The organism is Pseudomonas sp. 18058, from assembly GCF_902706155.1.
GTDB lineage: Bacteria > Pseudomonadota > Gammaproteobacteria > Pseudomonadales > Pseudomonadaceae > Aquipseudomonas > Aquipseudomonas rustica.
Window position 1 is genome coordinate 1 of sequence record NZ_CACSJY010000158.1, and the last position, 404, is coordinate 404.

The window sequence follows — 404 nt, forward strand, 5'->3', positions numbered from 1 at the left end:
GCTGCAGTTCCGCGCCGGTGAAGCCGGTTTCGCCGGCTATGCGCGCACCCAGCGCAATGACGGCTACGTGCTTTTCATGTGCGACGAAGCCGCCGCGCTGGCGCCGCGCCTGCGCTGGCGCGAGCTGATCTTCGCGCGGCAGAAGCTGGTGGTGCTGGCCGAACTGCCGCAGCTGGACCCGGCGGACCGGATCACCCCGATGCTGGAAGTGCTGGCCGATGCGCCGCGCTTCGGCGACCTGTGGGTGGAACACCCCGATTCGGACGCCGGCAAGCCACTGTCCGGTCTGGCCCGTGCCTTCGGCAATGCACTGCGCCCGGCGCTGCGCAAGGCCGGCAAGCTCACTGATAAGCCGAACAACCGCCTGCCGCGCCTGCATGTGGTGTTCGTCGATGGCACCCATG

General features: G+C 69.1%; 1 pseudogene. It reads left to right on the forward strand.

The annotated features are described in order from the left end of the window. Positions 1 to 404 (forward strand): annotated as a pseudogene (locus GVL50_RS28620) (23S rRNA (cytidine(2498)-2'-O)-methyltransferase RlmM); the annotation flags it as partial.